The organism is Mesorhizobium sp. M0910 (assembly GCF_040319465.1).
In the GTDB taxonomy this organism is placed as follows: domain Bacteria; phylum Pseudomonadota; class Alphaproteobacteria; order Rhizobiales; family Rhizobiaceae; genus Mesorhizobium.
The window spans coordinates 15,170-30,011 of record NZ_JAMYNZ010000017.1 but is presented as its reverse complement, the minus strand read 5'-3'; the positions used below and the strand labels follow the sequence as shown (position 1 = coordinate 30,011).

General features: G+C 63.2%; 14 protein-coding genes. 7 read left to right on the top strand and 7 right to left on the bottom strand.

All coding sequences use genetic code 11. The features are described 5' to 3' along the window. Positions 1-139 precede the first annotated feature (139 nt). The 7 genes from lptF to NKH78_RS28900 all read left to right on the top strand — a co-directional run bounded on the left by lptF (position 140) and on the right by NKH78_RS28900 (position 8,206). On the top strand, positions 140-1,342 hold the full coding sequence (gene lptF, locus NKH78_RS28930; RefSeq protein ID WP_352739669.1) for an LPS export ABC transporter permease LptF: 1,203 nt from the start codon (positions 140-142) through the stop codon (positions 1,340-1,342). Further along, entirely contained in the window at positions 1,339-2,424 is a 1,086-nt protein-coding gene (lptG, locus tag NKH78_RS28925) for an LPS export ABC transporter permease LptG (RefSeq protein WP_352479326.1), read from the top strand. Before lptF ends, lptG begins: the two co-directional genes overlap by 4 nt. After that, on the top strand, positions 2,424-4,841 hold the full coding sequence (locus NKH78_RS28920; protein WP_352739671.1) for an LPS-assembly protein LptD: 2,418 nt from the start codon (positions 2,424-2,426) through the stop codon (positions 4,839-4,841). Before lptG ends, NKH78_RS28920 begins: the two co-directional genes overlap by 1 nt. A 113-nt stretch (positions 4,842-4,954) precedes the next feature. Next, positions 4,955-5,881, top strand: a complete 927-nt coding sequence (locus NKH78_RS28915; protein WP_352647392.1) for a peptidylprolyl isomerase — start codon at positions 4,955-4,957, stop codon at positions 5,879-5,881. Between the two features lie 13 nt (positions 5,882-5,894). Next, the gene (pdxA, locus tag NKH78_RS28910) at positions 5,895-6,914 is read left to right on the top strand and encodes a 4-hydroxythreonine-4-phosphate dehydrogenase PdxA (RefSeq protein WP_352739673.1); all 1,020 of its coding nucleotides are present in this window, start codon (positions 5,895-5,897) and stop codon (positions 6,912-6,914) included. A gap of 83 nt (positions 6,915-6,997) precedes the next feature. Further along, positions 6,998-7,837, top strand: a complete 840-nt coding sequence (gene rsmA, locus NKH78_RS28905; RefSeq protein WP_352689587.1) for a 16S rRNA (adenine(1518)-N(6)/adenine(1519)-N(6))-dimethyltransferase RsmA — start codon at positions 6,998-7,000, stop codon at positions 7,835-7,837. A 75-nt stretch (positions 7,838-7,912) separates the two neighbouring features. Continuing rightward, on the top strand, positions 7,913-8,206 hold the full coding sequence (locus tag NKH78_RS28900) for a DUF1330 domain-containing protein (protein WP_352739675.1): 294 nt from the start codon (positions 7,913-7,915) through the stop codon (positions 8,204-8,206). On the opposite strand, the gene gmk is transcribed toward NKH78_RS28900, so the two are convergent. The 7 genes from gmk to fabD all read right to left on the bottom strand — a co-directional run bounded on the left by gmk (position 8,207) and on the right by fabD (position 14,723). Next, positions 8,207-8,863: a guanylate kinase gene (gmk, locus tag NKH78_RS28895; protein WP_254820312.1), complete on the bottom strand. Its 657-nt coding sequence runs from the start codon at positions 8,861-8,863 to the stop codon at positions 8,207-8,209. It abuts the gene before it with no gap. Positions 8,864-8,896: 33 nt separating this feature from the next. Further along, positions 8,897-9,787, bottom strand: a complete 891-nt coding sequence (locus NKH78_RS28890; RefSeq protein ID WP_352739695.1) for a YicC/YloC family endoribonuclease — start codon at positions 9,785-9,787, stop codon at positions 8,897-8,899. Between the two features lie 137 nt (positions 9,788-9,924). Next, positions 9,925-11,145: an endolytic transglycosylase MltG gene (gene mltG, locus NKH78_RS28885; protein WP_352479235.1), complete on the bottom strand. Its 1,221-nt coding sequence runs from the start codon at positions 11,143-11,145 to the stop codon at positions 9,925-9,927. Between the two features lie 93 nt (positions 11,146-11,238). Next, the gene (gene fabF / locus NKH78_RS28880; RefSeq protein ID WP_254820314.1) at positions 11,239-12,501 is read right to left on the bottom strand and encodes a beta-ketoacyl-ACP synthase II; all 1,263 of its coding nucleotides are present in this window, start codon (positions 12,499-12,501) and stop codon (positions 11,239-11,241) included. 34 nt (positions 12,502-12,535) lie between these two features. After that, positions 12,536-12,772, bottom strand: coding sequence for an acyl carrier protein (locus NKH78_RS28875; protein WP_006203723.1), 237 nt, complete (start codon positions 12,770-12,772; stop codon positions 12,536-12,538). Positions 12,773-12,959: 187 nt separating this feature from the next. After that, positions 12,960-13,697 (bottom strand): 3-oxoacyl-[acyl-carrier-protein] reductase, encoded by a 738-nt coding sequence (gene fabG / locus NKH78_RS28870; RefSeq protein ID WP_352739677.1) that lies wholly within the window; start codon positions 13,695-13,697, stop codon positions 12,960-12,962. A gap of 60 nt (positions 13,698-13,757) precedes the next feature. Beyond that, positions 13,758-14,723, bottom strand: a complete 966-nt coding sequence (gene fabD / locus NKH78_RS28865; protein WP_352739679.1) for an ACP S-malonyltransferase — start codon at positions 14,721-14,723, stop codon at positions 13,758-13,760. Positions 14,724-14,842 lie beyond the last annotated feature (119 nt).

Here is a 14,842-nt window from a genome sequence, read left to right as displayed (position 1 = left end):
ACACTCCGGCCCAGCGGAATGTACGATACGGGACAGAACCCGGATCGAACCGTCAAACTGAGCCAGTTGTACAGCCGGCGCCGGACGACTACCTTGTTCCAAGGCATGATGCCGTTCGAAATCGCCGAGAAAAGCCTTCATGAAGGTCGTTGAACGTTACATCATGCGCCGTGCCTTCGCGGTATTCGCGCTGGCGCTCGTCTGGACGCTGGCGATCGTCTGGACGACTCAGGTCCTCGCCCGCATCGACCTCGTCACCGATAGCGGTCAATCGGCCCTCACCTTTTTCGAAGTCGCAGCGCTGATCATCCCGACGATCGTTCCGATCGTCGTGCCCTTCGCCCTGGTGGTCGCGGTCGCCCAGATCCTCAGCGTGATGAATTCGGATTCGGAGCTCGCCGTCATCAATGCCGCCGGCGCTTCACGCTGGACAATAGTCAGGCCGATCATGCTTCTGGCACTCGCAGCCAGCATTTTTTCGTTCGCGGTCGACAATGGCGTTGACCCCTACGCGCGCCAGAAGAACCGCGAGCTGATAGCATCTTCGCGTGCGGATCTGTTGTCGTTGATCATCCAGGAAGGCACCTTCCGCAAGATCGATGACGGCCTGTTCCTGCAGGTTGGCGAACGGCTTCCCGACAATCGCCTCGGCGGCATCTTCGTCGCCGATTCGCGCGAAGAAGGCGTCAATCTCGTCTATTATGCCAAGTCCGGCAGCATCATCGAACGCGGCGACGAGAAGGTGCTGATGATGAATGACGGGGTGATCCATCGCAAAACCATGACCGGCGACCTCTCGGTGATCCGGTTCACCTCCTATGCCTTCGATTTGTCCGCTTTCATGTCGGCATCATCCGACATCCTGCTTTTGCCGAAGGACCGGACGACCCAGTATCTGCTCAATCCCAGTCCGAACGACAAGATGTACCAGCAAAAGCCGAACAGGTACCTGGCCGAGCTCGACCAGCGTTTTTCCGAGTGGTCCTATTCGCTCGTCTTCGCGCTGATCGCGCTCGCCGTCGCCGGAGATGCACGCTCGCATCGTGAGGCGCGTGTGCACCCGCTGATCACGGCAATCGCGATCGCGCTGTTCGTGCGCTGGCTCGGGTTCTTTGCCGCCGGCAAGGCCGACAAGGTGCCGCAATATGCCTATATGGTCTACGGCGTCCCGATCGTGGCATCGGCGATCGCCATCTGGTTCATTGTTTCCAACCGGACCATGGAACTGCCTGTTGCCTGGGCCGACTGGGTGACCAATCTTGCCGGCCGCTTCAGTGAGGGCTGGAGCGCCATCAAGCTCCGTTTTGCTGGGCGCGGCGCTTCCGGACAGGGAGCCGGCTGATGGGCTGGACTCTGGGTCGATACTTCTTCTTTCGCTATGTGACGATCACCATTTGGTTCTTCATCGGTCTTTTGGCGCTGGTGTTCCTGATCGATTTCACCGAGCTTTCCGGCCGCACGACCGGCGTGCCAGGCTTCACTTACGGAACTGCCTTCGCCATTTCCGGGCTCAGGATGCCGATGATCATGCTGCAGACGGTGCCGTTCGTCGGCCTGTTCTCGGCGATGGCGACCCTGGTGTCGCTCAACCGCAAATATGAATTGGTAATCGCCCGTTCCGCCGGGGTTTCAGCATGGCAGTTCCTGCTGCCATGCTGCATCGGGGCGCTGCTGTTTGGTGCCTTGTCGGTCGGCGTCATCAATCCGATAGCCGCGCACGCCTATTCCTGGTCCGAGCAGATCGAGACCCAGCTCCGTTCGGGCAAGTCGAATACGGTCTCGGCCGATGCCGCACCCTGGATCAGGCAGAAAACCAGTTCCGGCGATACCATCATCGGAGCGCGCGCCATTCTCAATCAAGGCTTGGAGATGGCCGACGCGGTCTTCTTCAGCTTCAGTCCGCAAGGCGATATCATCGAGCGCAAGGATGCGGCGCGCGCGTTTTTGCGGGACGGCTACTGGGAATTGCAGGACGTCAAGGTGTTCCGGGACGGCACCATCCAGTCGTTACCCAGCGATCGGCTGCCGACCAATCTCAAGCCGGAATTCGTGCAAGAGCGGTTGGCGCGCCCTGAGACTATCCCCTTCTACGATTTGCCCGGCAAAGTCGAGGTGGCCCGCTCCTTCGGCCTCAAGGCAAATGCCTTCGCCATGCAGTTCGATTCCCTGGTGGCGCTGCCCTTCCTGCTCGTGGCGATGACGCTGATTGCGGCAACGGTATCAATGCGATTTGCGAGGATGGGGCAGTCGGCGACGATGATTCTGGGTGGCATCGTGGCCGGCTTTCTGCTTTATGTCGTTTCGGTGCTGGTCAAGGCATTCGGCGTAGCGGGATTCGTACCCACAGCCGTAGCGGCTTGGGTCCCGGTTGTCGTGGCTATGTTCTTCGGGGTGACATTCCTGCTATACAAGGAAGACGGCTAGTGAGCGAGGCGGTTTTGCGCAGCCATAGGCACGCCGGTTTGGCACGCCTCTCTGCGGCGAGCGCCTTGGCATGCCTGCTTGCTAGCGTCGCCCCGGCTGCTCCGGCTTTTGCCCAGGACGTCAGTGAGCTGGCAACGAAGGTTCCGAGTGGCACGCAGATGCTGCTGGCAGCCGATACGCTGGTCTACGACAACGACAAGCAGACCGTGACGGCCGTCGGCGGCGTCCAGATCGACTACGGCGGCAACCGTCTCGTCGCCCAGCGGGTCGAATACAACCGCAACACCAAACGCCTCGTCGCCAGCGGCAATGTCGAACTCGTCAATAGCGACGGCACCAAGATCTATTCGCAGCATGCCGACATCACTGACGATTTCGCCGACGGCTTCGTCAACGCGCTGCGGGTCGAGACCATAGACAAGGCCTACTTCGCCGCCGAAAGCGCGGAACGCATGGGCGGCGTGCTGACGACATTCCACAATGGCGTCTACACCGCGTGCGAGCCGTGCGAGGACAAGCCCGACAAAGCGCCGACCTGGCGTATCAAGGCCAGGAAGATCATCTGGAACGGCGAAAAGAAGACGGTTCGCTTCGAAAACTCGAACTTCGAGTTCTTCGGCTTTCCGCTGGCCTATCTGCCGGCTTTCGAGATCGCCGACCCAACGGTCAAGCGCAAGAGCGGCTTCCTGATTCCCGGCGTCGCCTACAAGAGCGACCTCGGCGTGGGTGTTAAAGTCCCCTATTATTTCGCGCTCTCGCCGACCTACGATCTCACTGTCACCGGCAGCGGCTATACCAAGCAAGGTTTCCTCGGTGAGGCCGAGTGGAGGCAGCGCTTCAACAATGGTCAGTACAGCCTGAAAATTGCAGGCATCCGGCAGGAGAATCCCGACGCCTTCATCGACGACAATGGCCACAACGTCAATTCGGGTACCGAAGGCGACCCGAACAGGTTCCGCGGCATGATGGGCACCCAGGGCCAGTTCGCTATCAACCCGCGCTGGGACTTCGGTTGGGACATCCTGCTGCAGAGCGACAAGAATTTCGCGCGCACTTACGACATCGATGGCTTCAACGACAGCGTGCACCGCTCCGAGGTGTATCTGACGGGACTCAACGATCGCAATTACTTCGATGTGCGCGCCATGCACTTCGACGTTCAGGAAGACACTCTCGCCAGCGATCCGACCGCACGCGCCGCCAAGCAGCCCTGGGTGCTGCCCTCGCTCGACTACGCCTATATCCCCGACATGCCGGTGGCCGGCGGGCAGCTCTCGTTCGACGTCAACGCGCGGGTCATAGACCGCGACAGGCTCGATACGGCTCTTGCAGATTCGGGCGTCCCTTCGTCCGTCAACAACGTTCGTGGCATCGACGGTCAATCCGGCCGTCTTACTGCGGAAGCCGAATGGAAGCGCACCATCACCACCGATGGCGGGCTGCTGCTGACGCCGCTCCTGGCGCTGCGCGGCGACGCCGGCTATGTCAACGCCTCCTCCGCCTCGCTTGACGCCATCAACCAGATGGCGACCAATCTCGGCGTTGAGGACGATATGCGTTCATCGCTTGCCCGCTTCATGGCGACCGCCGGCCTTGAGATGCGCTGGCCGGTGCTGTTCTCGATGACCAGTTCCAGCCATGTCTTCGAGCCGATGGCGCAAGTATTCGTGCGTCCGAACGAGCAATATGTCGGCGGGCTGGCGGTTCCCAACGAGGACGCCCAGAGCTTCGTCTTCGACGCCACGACGCTGTTTGAGCGCGACAAATTCTCGGGCTATGACCGCATGGAAGGCGGCACACGCGCCAATGTCGGGCTCCGCTATTCCGGCGCATACGACAATGGCTGGGGCACCAATGCGGTGTTCGGCCAATCCTACCAGCTCGGCGGCCAGAACTCGTTCGGCACGCCGGATCTGGTCAATGTCGGTGCCTATTCGGGTCTTGAAACTGCAACCTCCGACTATGTCGGCCTTGTCGGCTTCAACAGCCCCAGCGGATTTTCCGGCTCGGTCAGCGGCCGTTTCGACGAGCAGAGCTTCGAGATCCGCCGCGCTGAGGTAAAGGCCGCCTTTTCAGGCCTGCCGGTATCGCTGAGCGCCAAATACGCCTTCATCCAGGCGCAGCCGCTCTATGGCTTCTCCACGGATCGCCATGAGGTCACGCTCGGCGCCTCGACGCATCTTGCCGAGAACTGGCGCGTCTTTGGCACCGGCACATATGATCTTGAGCAGAGCGTGCTGGTCAAGGACGGCGTCGGCTTTGCCTATAGTGATTCGTGCTTTACCTATTTGATGACGTTTTCGGAAAGACGTGACCTTAACACCAGGGAAGTGTCGCAGAACGTCGGCTTCAACCTGTCGTTCCGCACGCTCGGCGATTTCGGTTCGTCGCAACGCTCCATCGACACCATCCAATAACGGCAGTCGGCAACGGGGCGGCTGGCGGACGACATTGTTTCGCCGCATAGAGCAGGCACGGATTTCGGCGACCTGAACTGGGATGGGTTGGGTCGAATCGGGATGGAATTGGGATGCTTTCGATGAGGAAATACCTCTTTTCGGCAGGGTTCGCGCTGCTGGTGGCGTTCTCGACCACCGCAGTGACGCGGCCGGCTTTCGCCACCGAGATCAAATACGTCGTCAACAACGTACCGATCACCACAGGCGACATCCAGCATCGGGCCGCTTTCCTGCGCCTGCAGCGCAGAAAGGGCGATGCCGGCCAGGAAATGATAGATCAGACGCTGCGCTCGGCCGAGGCTCGGCGCCTAGGCATCCGCATCAGCGATGCGCAGGTCGATGCCGCCTATCAGCGTTTCGCCACGAACAACAAGATGCAGCTCAAGCAGCTTGACGGTGTGATGGCGCAATCAGGCGTCACCAAGGAGCACTTCAAGGAATTCATCCGAGCGCAGATGGCCTGGAACCAGGCGCTGTCCGCGCGCTACCGCTCCGCCGACGGGGGCGGCGCCATAAGCGAGCAGGACGTCGTCAAGCGCATGCTCGAAAAAGGCGGCAGCAAGCCGAGCGCCACCGAATACATGCTGCAGCAGGTCATCTTCGTCGTGCCGGCAGCCGAGCGCAGCGCGACGCTGGCCAAGCGCAAGCGCGAAGCCGACGCCATGCGCGCCCGCTTCAACGGCTGCAACACCACGCGCGAATTTGCCAAGGGCCTGATCGACGTCACCGTTCGCGACCTCGGCCGGGTGCTGGCGCCGCAACTGCCGCCGGACTGGGCCGAGCAGATCAAGGCCACCAAGGTCGGCGGCGCCACCGCGACGCGCGAGACCGACCGCGGCGTCGAATTCGTCGGCATCTGCTCGTCGCGCGAAGTGTCGGACGACAAAGTCGCGCAGATGGTGTTCCAGAGCGAGGGCTCGAGCGACAAGAACGCCGACGAGCTCTCAAAGAAATACGTCGAGGAGTTGCGGAAGAAAGCCCGCATCATCGAGCGCTGAAGTCGGCATCGCCGTGCCTGATGCAGAGCTTCCGCTGGCGTTGAGCGTCGGCGATCCGTCCGGTGTGGGGCCGGACATCGCCATCGCTGCTTGGCAGGCCCGCGACAGCGCCGGCGTTCCGTCTTTTTATCTCCTTGCCGATCCGGCGCTGATTGCCGCGCGGGCGCACGGGCTCGGCACCGATATCGCGATTGCCGAGACGACGCCGGCGCTAGCGCCTAGTGTGTTTTCGCGCGCGCTGCCGGTGGTGGCGCTTTCCGCCCGTTTCGTCGACAGTCCCGGCCGCCCGGATCCAGCCAACGCCGCCGGAATCATCGAGGCGATCGACCGCGCCGTTGCCGACTGCCTGGCCGGCCGCGCTGCCGCGGTCGTCACCTGCCCGATTGCCAAGAAGCCGCTCTACGATGCCGGCTTTCGCTTTCCCGGCCACACCGAATATCTGGCGCATCTGGCATCGCTTCACACCGGCACCGAAGTGATGCCGGTGATGCTGCTTGCCGGTCCGGACCTGCGCACCGTGCCGGTCACTATTCACATCGCACTGGCCGAGGTGCCGAAGGCGCTGACGACCGACCTGATCGTCGCCACCGGCCGCATCACCGCTGCCGACCTTGCAAACCGCTTCGGAATTGCCAAGCCGCGGCTCGCCATCGCCGGCCTCAACCCTCATGCCGGCGAAGGCGGCGCGATAGGCACCGAAGACGAGCGGATCGTGCGCCCGGCGATCGACAGGCTGAGGCAGGAAGGAATAGAAGCCTTCGGGCCATTGCCGGCCGACACCCTGTTTCACGCTCGCGCCCGCGCCGGCTATGACGTGGTGCTCTGCATGTATCATGACCAGGCGCTGATCCCCGCCAAGGCGCTGGCGTTTGACGAGGCAGTCAACGTCACGCTCGGCCTGCCCTTCATCCGCACCTCGCCCGACCACGGCACCGCCTTCGACATCGCCGGCAAGGGCATTGCCCGTGCCGACAGCCTGATTGCGGCGCTGAAACTCGCTCGCCTGCTTGCCGATACCGGGAAAAGGCCGTAGGCCACTGGGCCCAATGAGCCCAATTCGATGGCCTTAACCCGACGAGCCCAGCCCGATGAGCCCAGCCCGAGGAGCCCAACCCGATGAGCATAGACGGCCTGCCGGCACTGCGCGAGGTGATCGAGCGCTATGGGCTGCAGGCGAAAAAGGCACTCGGCCAGAATTTTCTGCTCGACCTTAACCTGACAAGCAAGATTGCGCGGACCGCCGGCGACCTGAGCGACGTTACGGTTATCGAGGTCGGTCCCGGTCCGGGTGGGCTGACTCGGGCCCTGCTCCTCAACGGCGCCCGCCGGGTCGTCGCGATCGAGCGCGACGAGCGCTGCCTGGCGGCCTTGGCCGAGATCGCGAACCACTATCCGGGTCGGCTCGAGATCGTGGCCGGCGATGCGCTGAAAACTGATTTTGCAGCGCTTGCCAAAGGAGCGCCGGGAAGCGGGGGGTCGGCGAAAATCGTTGCCAACCTGCCTTACAATATCGGCACCGAATTGCTGATCCGCTGGCTGACCGTGACCGAGTGGCCGCCTTTCTACGCGTCGATGACGCTGATGTTCCAGCGCGAGGTCGCCGAACGCATTGCAGCCAGCCCCGGCAGCGAGGCCTATGGCCGGCTCGGCGTGCTTGCAGGCTGGCGGACGGAGGCGAGGATTGTCTTCGACGTGCCGCCCCAGGCGTTCACGCCGCCACCCAAGGTGACGTCCTCGGTGGTGCATCTGGTGCCGCGCGCCAGCCCCTTGCCGGCAGAGGTCAAACGGCTTAGCCGCGTCACCGAAGCGGCGTTCGGCCAGCGCCGGAAAATGCTGCGGCAGAGCGTGAAAAGCCTCGGCGGCGAGGCACTGCTCACCCGCGCCGGCATCGATCCGACCAGGCGTGCGGAGACGCTCAGCGTCGAGGAATTCATTCGCCTGACCAACGCGGTGTGATGCCGGGAAGCGCCCGCGTGGAATTTCCGCTCTCATGGCATACATAGCCGGACAAACCCTGCCCGGAGACAAACAGTGGCCGCCTATGTCATCTCCGACGTCACGATCCGTGACGCCGAGGCTATCGAAGCCTATCGCGCCCGCGCGGCTGCCTCCATCGCCCAGCATGGCGGGCGCTATCTGGTACGCGGCGGCGAGGTGGAAAGGCTGGAAGGCGACTGGTCTCCCGGGCCGCTGATCATCGTGGAATTCCCCGACATGGACACGGCGCGGCGTTGGTACCGCTCCGCCGAATATGCCGCGGCATTGGAACTGCGCGACGCCGCGCTCAGCCGCAATCTGATCCTGGTCGCGGGGACAACGCCTTGATCAATCCGTTTTCTCATCGAGCAGCCCCGAGACGAAATCGAACAGGCCCGGCCGGCGATCGCGTCTGAGCCGTTCGGCCGTGACGATGCCGCGCACCTCGGCGAAAGCGCGGTCGAGATCGTCGTTGACGATGACGAAATCATACTCCTTCCAGTGCTCGATCTCGTTGCGGGCGTTCTTGAGCCGCGTCTCGATCACCGCTTCCTGGTCCTCGGCGCGACGCTTCAGCCGCGCCTTCAATTCCTTCATCGATGGCGGCAGGATGAAGATCGAGACGATGTCGGCGCGCATCTTCTCCTTGAGCTGCTGAGCGCCTTGCCAGTCGATATCGAACAGCATGTCGCGGCCTTCGGCCAGCGCCTGTTCGGCCGGCTCGCGCGGCGTCGCGTAGCAATTGCCGTGCACCTCCGCCCATTCGAGCAGCGCATCGGAATCGCGTAGCCGCTCGAACTCGCGCATGGTGCGGAAGTGGTAATGGACGCCCTCGATCTCGCTGCCGCGGCGTGGCCGCGTGGTGACCGAGACCGACAATTCGAGGCTGGAATCGCTCTCCAGCAGATTGCGCGCAATCGTCGACTTGCCGGCGCCTGACGGCGACGACAAGACCAGCATCAGCCCGCGGCGCCGAATGCGGGAACCCAAATCCCTAGCGGTCATGGGGCTTGGCAGTCATGTGGCTTGGCATCGGGATCATTCCAGATTCTGGACCTGTTCGCGAAACTGGTCGACAACCGCCTTCAGTTCCAGCCCGATGGCGGTGACCGCGGCAGCATTCGACTTGGAACACAGCGTATTCGATTCGCGGTTGAATTCCTGTGCCAGGAAATCGAGCTTGCGGCCGATGGCGCCACCGCCGGCGAGCAGCGCCCGCCCCGACGCCACGTGCGTCTTCAGCCTGTCGATTTCCTCGCGTATGTCGGCCTTGGTGGCCAGAAACGCCGCTTCCATATGCAGCCGGCTGGCGTCCAGGTTGGCGGACGCGTCCATCAACAGGCGGATCTGCTCGGCGAGCCTGTCGCGGATCGTGGCCGGCTCGCGTGATGGATCGGCCTCGGCCCGCAGCGTCAGCGCCTCGATGGCATCGATATGGCCGGACAGCAGGGAACGAAGTGCGGCACCTTCGCCCTGGCGCGCCTGCTGCAGCCCGTTCAGTGCTGCTTCCAGCGCCGACAGTATCGCGGTATCGAGCGCACTGCGCGCCTCTTCGGTTTCGATGGTTTCGGGAATGTCGAGCACGCCGCGCAGCGCAAGCAGCCCGTCGGCCGCCGCAGGGGCTACCCCGAACTGCTCCTGCAGCCGCTTGGCCAAGCCCGCCAGATCCTTCAGGAAAGCCTCGTTGACCACGGGTTGCGCTTGTGCGCCGGCGGCGCGGCCAATGGTCAGCGTCATCTGAAAATTGCCGCGCGCAAAACGCTTTTGCACCGTCTGCCGGACGGCCGGCTCCAGCCGGTCGAAACCTTGCGGCAGCCGCAACCTGACCTCGACGCTTTTGCCGTTGACGGACTTGGCTTCCCAGGCAATCGAAGTACCGTCGTGTTCGGCGACACTGCGCGCAAAACCGGTCATGCTCTGCAAGTTCATGTAGCCGTGCGTCCCTTTGCCGAATGCCCTCAAGCCGGAGCGATTTTCTCCGGGCAGGATCATGTGAATTCCAATGCCATAGCAGCCCTTGCACATCCACCCGGACATGCACAGGGCCAACCTGATGGCGTCCGGCCCTACTGGGCGGCGGTGGCGCCCGCATCGTCAACGATGGCTCCCGCCGGCGTGTCGGCTCCGGTATTGGTTGCCCCGGCCTTGGCGGCGTCCTGCGCCTGCTTTTTCAGCAGTGCCCGGTAGCGAGCGACATTCTCGTTATGCTCATCGAGCGTCGAGGCAAAGACGTGGCCGCCGCTGCCGTCGGCGACGAAGTAGAGATCGCTGGTCTTCGACGGATTGGCGACGGCCTCCAGCGCCGCACGGCCGGGATTGGCGATCGGCGTCGGCGGCAAACCGTTGATCAGATAGGTGTTGTAGGGCGTCGGCTTCTGGATGTCCGACTGATAGATCGGGCGATCGATGGGTTTGCCCTTGCCACCGAACAGGCCGTAGATGATGGTCGGGTCCGACTGCAGCCGCATACCCTTGGCCAGCCGATTGAGGAAGACGGCGGCTACGCGCGAGCGTTCATCGCCCTTGCCGGTCTCCTTCTCGACGATCGAGGCCAGGGTGACAAAATCCTCAACATTGGCGATCGGCAGATCCGGCGCTCGGCGCTGCCAGACCTCGTCTACCAGCTTCTTCTGGTCGGCCAGAAGCTTGTCGACCATCTGCTGGCGTGTTGCGCCGCGGGTGAAGCGCAGCGTGTCGGTGGCGAGGCTGCCCTCAGGTGGGGTGGTCGACGGCATATCGCCGGTCAGCGCGTCCTGCTCGGCGATCCGTTGCAGCGCCTGCTCCACCGTCAGCCCCTCGGGGATAGTCAGCGAATACATCACCGACTTGCCGCTCTTCAGCAGTTCCATGATGTCGTGCATCGACGCCTGCGGCTTGATCTCGTATTCGCCGGCCTTCAGGGCGGAATCATTGCCGAAGGCGCGCACGCCAAGGCGGAAAATGCGGGCGTCGCTGATCAGTCCTCGCCGCTCAAGCTGGTCGGCGATCTCCTGGACGCCGCTATTCGGCTTGACCAGGAAAGTGTCCCCATTGGCCGACGGGCCGGGCTCGTTGAACTCCTGCTTGCCGAAATACAGCGCAACGCCTGCCGCCAGAACCATCAGCATCACCGAAGAGATGACGAAGTTCATGAACACGACGAACTGGCTGCGCGAGGCACGCGAGCGCTTCGGCGGCGGCGTGCCGGCCTCGGGCCGCAACGCCTCGCTGGCCGTTTTCGGCACGATCGGGCCGGACGTTGCTGGCCGTTGCCCGAATTCCCCGTTATCGGCCGGATTTGTGTTCATAGCGCCCTACCATCTGATCTTGCGACGAATCCCCTCGGGCAGAGTAGGGGCGAATATGGCAAAATTGACGGCAGACGGAAACCGGCAGAGCGGTCAGCCATTGTAGCGCTGGAAGACGAGCGAGGCGTTGGTGCCACCGAAGCCGAAGGAGTTGGACAGCGCCACGTCGATCTGCCGGGCTCGCGGCTTGTGCGGCACCAGGTCGATCGCCGTTTCGCGCTCCGGATTGTCGAGATTGATGGTCGGCGGCGCGATGTTGTCGCGAATGGCGAGGATGGAAAAGATCGCCTCGGCAGCACCAGCCGCGCCCAGCAGGTGGCCAATCGACGATTTGGTCGACGACATCGATATCTTAGAGGCGGCGTTGCCGACCAGCCGCTCGACGGCGCCGAGTTCGATCGTGTCGGCCATGGTCGATGTGCCGTGCGCGTTGATGTAGTCGACATCTGCGGGCGTCAGCTTCGCCCGGTTTAGCGCCGCTGTCATGCAACGGAAAGCGCCGTCGCCATCCTCGGCAGGCGCGGTGATGTGATAGGCGTCGCCGGTCAGACCGTAGCCGGTGACCTCGGCATAGATCTTGGCGCCGCGGGCCTTGGCGTGTTCGAGTTCTTCGAGCACGACAACACCGGCGCCCTCGCCCATGACGAAGCCGTCGCGATCGCGATCATAGGGGCGCGAGGCCGTTTGCGGCGCGTCGTTGCGCTCGGTGGAGAGCGCGCGGCAAGCGGCGAACCCGGCGATCGACAGTCTCGTCACCGGCGCTTCGGCGCCGCCTGCGACCATAACGTCTGCATCGCCCCAGATGATCAGGCGGGCCGCGTCGCCGATGGCGTGCGCACCGGTCGAGCAAGCGGTGACAACGGCGTGGTTTGGGCCTTTCAGCCCATGCCGGATCGAGACCTGGCCGGAGACGAGGTTGATGATCTGGCCGGGGATGAAGAACGGGCTGATGCGGCGCGGGCCGCGTTCCTTGAGGATCATCGCATTCTCGGCGATGCCTTCGATGCCGCCGATGCCAGAACCGATCAGCACGCCGGTGGCGCACTGATCCTCGTGCGTCTTCGGCTGCCAGCCGGAATCCTTGAGTGCCTCGTCGGCGGCCGCGATTCCGTACAGGATAAAATCGCCGATCTTACGCAGTTCCTTCGGCTCGAGAACGGCTTCAGGATTGAAAGTGGCGTTGGAGCCGTCACCGCGCGGAATGACGTGGGCGACCTTGCAGGCAAGGTCTTCCACCTCGAATTCGGTGATGCGCTTGGCTGCGCTGCGGCCGGTTAGAAGCTCCTTCCAGCTGTGCTCGAAGCCCATGCCGAACGGCGAAAGCAGCCCAAGGCCCGTGACGACGACACGCCTCATCGCAGGTCCTCCTCGGTGATGACTGCAAATAGCGTCAGGCCGAGGCCTTGTCGATGTATTTCACCGCATCGCCAACAGTCAGGATGGTCTCGGCGGCGTCGTCCGGGATCTCGACACCGAACTCTTCTTCGAACGCCATGACAAGTTCGACCGTGTCGAGGCTGTCCGCGCCCAGATCATCGATGAAGCTCGCCTGCTCCGTCACCTTGTCGGCATCGACGCCAAGGTGCTCGATGACGATCTTCTTGACGCGCTCTGCGGTGTCACTCATTTGGGCATCCTCGTCTTTTGGTTGTCTGTCTTCGTTAGCGGGCAGAATGCCGCTAATCAAGCTGAAAGATGGTCCTGCCGGAAACGCAGCGGAACAGGACCGGTTTTTGCCCGAACCGCCGGGTTGCGGGCGGCATTACACGAAAAATCCCGTGCATCCAAGACGGAATGAAGCGTTTTCCCAAGTGTTAGATCATTGCCATGCCGCCATTGACATGAATGGTCTGGCCGGTGACGTAGGCTGCCTCGTTGGAAGCTAGGTAGGCGACGGCAGAGGCGACTTCGGCGCCCGTGCCCATGCGCCGGGTCGGGATCGCCGCCATGATCGCCTCTTTCTGCTTGTCGTTGAGCTTGGCGGTCATCGCCGATTCGATGAAGCCCGGGGCGACGCAGTTGACGGTGATATTGCGGGTGGCGATCTCCTGCGCCAGCGATTTGGTAAAGCCGATCATACCGGCTTTGGAGGCGCAGTAATTGGTCTGGCCGGGATTGCCGGTGACGCCAACCACTGAAGTGATGTTGATGATGCGGCCATGGCGGCGGCGCATCATCGGATGGGTAAGCTCGCGGGTCAGCCGGAACACGGCGGTCAGGTTGACCTCGAGCACGCTATCCCAGTCGGCGTCAGCCATGCGCACGAACAACCCGTCCTTGGTGATGCCGGCATTGTTGACGAGGATGTCGACGCCTTCGAGGTCGGCCTCCGCCTTCTGGCCGAGCGCCTTGACGTCGTCGCGGTTGGAAAGATTGGCCGGGAAAAGCTTGACCCGGTCGCCCAGTTCGGCGGCCAGCGCCTCCAATTTCTCGATACGTGTGCCTTGCAGGCCGACGATGGCGCCCTGGCCGTGCAGCACGCGGGCGATCGCCTCGCCGATACCTCCAGATGCGCCGGTGACGAGCGCCTTGCGGCCGGTCAATTCGAACATTCTTGCCTCCTGATCTGAGCGAACACCCTTTGCATGGAGCGGGGTCAAATCGCCAGTTGATTATGCAAGCGCCGCCAGCGCCGCCTCGACATCCGCCGCGGATCCGATGGCAGTGGTGGCAATATCGCGGTTGATGCGGCGGGCCAGCCCCGACAGCACCTTGCCGGCGCCCACTTCGTAAAGCGTCGCAACGCCGTTGCTGCTGAACCACTCAACCGTTTCGCGCCAGCGCACGCGCCCGATCACCTGTTCGACGAGGCGGCGGGCAATCTCGTCAGGATCGCTCGTCGGGGTCACCGTAACATTCGAGACAAGCGGCACGACCGGCGCACGCTTCGTCACGGCGGCCAGCGCCTCCCGCATGATCTCGGCCGCAGGCTTCATCAATGCCGAATGGAAGGGCGCCGAGACCTGCAGCATCAGCGCCCGCTTGGCGCCCTTCTCCGTGCATAGCTTTGCCGCCAGTTCGACCGCCGGCCTGGCGCCGGAGATCACCAGCTGGCCGCCGCCATTGTCGTTGGCGATCTGGCAAACCAAGGCTTGCGCGGGATCTTTGGCGGTGCCTTGGGCGGCCTCTGCGCAAGCGGCCTCGACGTCGGCCTGTTCCAGCCCGATGATCGCCGCCATGGCGCCCTCGCCGGCCGGTACAGCCGCCTGCATGGCATTGCCGCGGATACGCAACAGCCGGGCGGCGTCGGCGACCGAAACGAAACCAGCGGCCGCAAGTGCCGAATATTCACCGAGCGAATGGCCGGCGACATAGGTGACCTTGCCGTTCAGGGAGAAGCCGCGCGCCTCCAGCGCCCGGACTGCGGCAAGTGACACCGCCATCAGCGCCGGCTGGGCATTGGCGGTCAGCGTCAGCGTCTCTTCCGGGCCTTCCCAGATCAGCTGCGATAGTTTTTCACCGAGCGCGTCGTCGACTTCCTCGAAGATCCGCCGCGATTCCACAAAAGTATCGGCGAGGTCCTTGCCCATGCCGACAGCCTGGCTGCCCTGCCCCGGAAAGGTGAATGCTATGGCCATCGTCGGCTCCCAGCTGCTGGTTCTCGCTGCCTGTGACGCAAGGCGTGCGCCCAAGTCAAGTCCAACCTTGACCGCTCAGCGTCGGCCGAGTGCCTGTTTCGGCAGGCTTTTTGGCGATC